Source organism: Pseudomonas sp. RIT357 (genome assembly GCF_000632245.1).
GTDB lineage: Bacteria > Pseudomonadota > Gammaproteobacteria > Pseudomonadales > Pseudomonadaceae > Aquipseudomonas > Aquipseudomonas sivasensis.
The window spans coordinates 1-3198 of record NZ_JFYX01000032.1 but is presented as its reverse complement, the minus strand read 5'-3'; the positions used below and the strand labels follow the sequence as shown (position 1 = coordinate 3198).

Here is a 3198-nt window from a genome sequence, read left to right as displayed (position 1 = left end):
CTACGCGTCCTTGCCGCCGCCGTTGCTTTAAGCAGCCTCAGCAGCCTCGCATCCGCCGAAGAAGTGAAGATCGGCTTCCTGGTCAAACAGGCCGAAGAACCCTGGTTCCAGACTGAATGGGCCTTCGCCGAAAAAGCCGGCAAGGAACACGGTTTCACCGTGATCAAAATCGCCGTGCCCGATGGTGAGAAAACCCTTTCCGCCATCGACAGCCTGGCCGCCAACGGTGCCAAGGGATTTGTGATCTGCCCGCCGGACGTGTCCCTCGGCCCAGCCATCGTGGCCAAGGCCAAGCTCAATGGCTTGAAAGTCATGGCCGTGGATGACCGTTTCGTCGATGCCAAAGGCAACTTCATGGAGGACGTGCCGTACCTGGGCATGGCCGCTTTTGAAGTCGGTCAGAAACAAGGCGCCGCCATGGCTGCCGAAGCGAAAAAACGTGGCTGGGACTGGAAGGACACCTACGCGGTGATCAACACCTTCAACGAACTCGACACCGGTAAAAAACGCACCGACGGCTCGATCAAATCCCTTGAAGAAGCCGGCATTCCGAAAGACCACATCCTCACCGCCGCACTGAAAACCCTCGACGTCCCCGGCAGCATGGACGCCACCAACTCGGCGCTGGTCAAGCTGCCCAGCGGTGCGAAAAACCTGATCATCGGCGGCATGAACGACAACACCGTGCTTGGCGGCGTGCGCGCTACCGAAAGCGCAGGCTTCAAAGCGGCCAACGTGATTGGCATCGGCATCAATGGCACCGACGCCATCGGCGAACTGAAAAAGGCCGACAGCGGCTTCTTCGGCTCCATGCTGCCAAGCCCGCATATCGAGGGCTATAACACGGCGCTGATGATGTACGAGTGGGTCACCAAAGGGACCGAGCCACCGAAGTACACCGCGATGGATGAAGTCACCCTGATCACCCGCGCCAACTTCCAGGAAGAACTGACCAAGATCGGGCTGTGGAAATGAGTGCGGCGGCCCTGCGGTTTGAGGGTATCGGCAAAACCTTTCCCGGGGTCAAGGCGCTGGACGGCATCAGCTTCAGCGCCCAGCCGGGGCAGGTGCATGCCTTGATGGGCGAGAACGGCGCGGGCAAGTCGACGCTGCTGAAAATCCTCGGCGGCGCCTACATTCCCAGCAGCGGCACGGTGCAGATCGGCGAGCAGACCATGGCGTTCAAATGCGCTGCGGACAGCATCGCCAGCGGCGTCGCGGTGATCCACCAGGAGCTGCACCTGGTGCCGGAAATGACCGTGGCCGAGAACCTTTTCCTTGGGCACCTGCCGTCGCGTTTTGGGGTGGTCAACCGGAGCCTGCTGCGCAAGCAGGCCCTGGCGTGCCTCAAGGGTCTGGCCGATGAAATCGATCCTGAAGAAAAGCTCGGGCGCTTGTCCCTGGGCCAGCGCCAACTGGTGGAAATCGCCAAGGCGCTGTCCCGTGGCGCCCATGTGATCGCGTTCGACGAACCGACCAGCAGCCTGTCGGCGCGGGAGATCGACCGTTTGATGGCGATCATCACGCGCCTGCGGGATGAGGGCAAAGTGGTGCTGTACGTCTCGCACCGCATGGAAGAGGTGTTCCGGATTTGCAATGCCGTGACGGTGTTCAAAGACGGGCGTTACGTGCGCACCTTTGATGATATGAGTGCGCTCAGCCACGACCAGTTGGTGACCTGCATGGTCGGTCGTGACATTCAGGACATCTACGACTACCGCCCGCGAGAGCATGGCGAGGTCGCACTCAAGGTCGACGGGTTGCTCGGGCCTGGCCTGCGTGAGCCGATCAGTTTCGACGTGCGCAAGGGCGAGATTCTTGGCTTGTTCGGGCTGGTCGGGGCAGGGCGCACGGAGCTGTTTCGTTTGCTCAGCGGGCTGGAACGCAGCAGCGCTGGCAGCCTTGAACTCTGTGGAGAGGCGCTGCAACTGCGTTCCCCGCGCGACGCCATCGCCGCCGGTGTGTTGCTGTGTCCCGAGGACCGCAAAAAGGAAGGGATCATTCCGCTTTCCAGCGTCGCCGAGAACATCAATATCAGCGCCCGTGGTGCCCATTCCTCGTTCGGCTGGTTGCTGCGCGAGCCCTGGGAAAAAAGCAACGCCGACCAGCAAATCAAGGCGATGAAAGTCAAAACCCCGGATGCGCAACAGAAAATCATGTACCTGTCCGGCGGCAATCAGCAGAAGGCCATTTTGGGGCGCTGGCTGTCGATGCCGATGAAGGTCTTGCTGTTGGATGAACCGACGCGGGGCATCGACATCGGCGCCAAGTCGGAGATCTACCAGATCATCCATAACCTGGCGGCCAGCGGCATTGCGGTGATCGTAGTGTCCAGCGACTTGATGGAAGTCATGGGTATTTCCGACCGCATCCTGGTGCTGTGCGAAGGCGCCCTGCGCGGTGAACAAACCCGTGAAAACGCCACCGAATCCAACCTGCTGCAGCTGGCCCTGCCGCGCCGCGTGACGAACTGAGAGACGACCATGAACACTCAAAACAACGCGTTGCCCACCGCACGCAAACCCTTCGACCTGCGCGCACTGCTCGACAACTGGGCGATGCTGTTGGCGGCGGTGAGCATCTTTGTGCTGTGCGCCTTGCTGATCGACAACTTCCTCTCACCGCTGAACATGCGCGGCCTGGGCCTGGCGATTTCCACCGTGGGCATCGCCGCGTGCACCATGCTGTTCTGCCTGGCGTCGGGGCACTTCGACTTGTCGGTGGGCTCGGTGATCGCCTGTGCCGGCGTGGTGGCGGCGATTGTGATGCGCGACACCGAGAGCGTCATGCTCGGCATCGGCGCCGCGCTGCTGATGGGCCTGATCGTCGGGCTGATCAACGGCATCGTCATCGCCAAGCTGCGGGTCAATGCGTTGATCACCACCTTGGCCACAATGCAGATCGTGCGCGGCCTGGCCTATATCTTTGCCGACGGCAAGGCGGTTGGCGTGTCCCAGGAGCAGTTCTTTGTGTTCGGCAACGGCCAGTTGTTCGGCGTGCCGGTGCCTATTTTGATCACCATCGTGTGCTTTGTGTTTTTCGGCTGGCTGCTGAACTACACCACCTACGGGCGCAACACCATGGCCATCGGCGGCAACCCGGAAGCGGCGTTGCTGGCAGGGGTGAACGTTGACCGCACCAAGATCCTGATCTTCGCCGTGCACGGTCTGATCGGCGCGTTGGCCGGGGTGATCCTCG

General features: G+C 61.3%; 3 protein-coding genes. All 3 read left to right on the top strand.

Annotated elements, in window-relative coordinates; genetic code table 11:
* On the top strand, nt 1-975 hold a 975-nt coding region (locus tag BW43_RS09885), incomplete at its 5' end, for a substrate-binding domain-containing protein (RefSeq protein ID WP_032888475.1).
* Entirely contained in the window at nt 972-2474 is a 1503-nt protein-coding gene (araG, locus tag BW43_RS09890; protein WP_032888473.1) for an L-arabinose ABC transporter ATP-binding protein AraG, read from the top strand. The genes BW43_RS09885 and araG, both read left to right, overlap by 4 nt.
* 9 nt (nt 2475-2483) lie before the next feature.
* The coding region (locus tag BW43_RS0127610) for a hypothetical protein (protein ID WP_032888471.1) at nt 2484-3198 on the top strand (715 nt) is incomplete at its 3' end.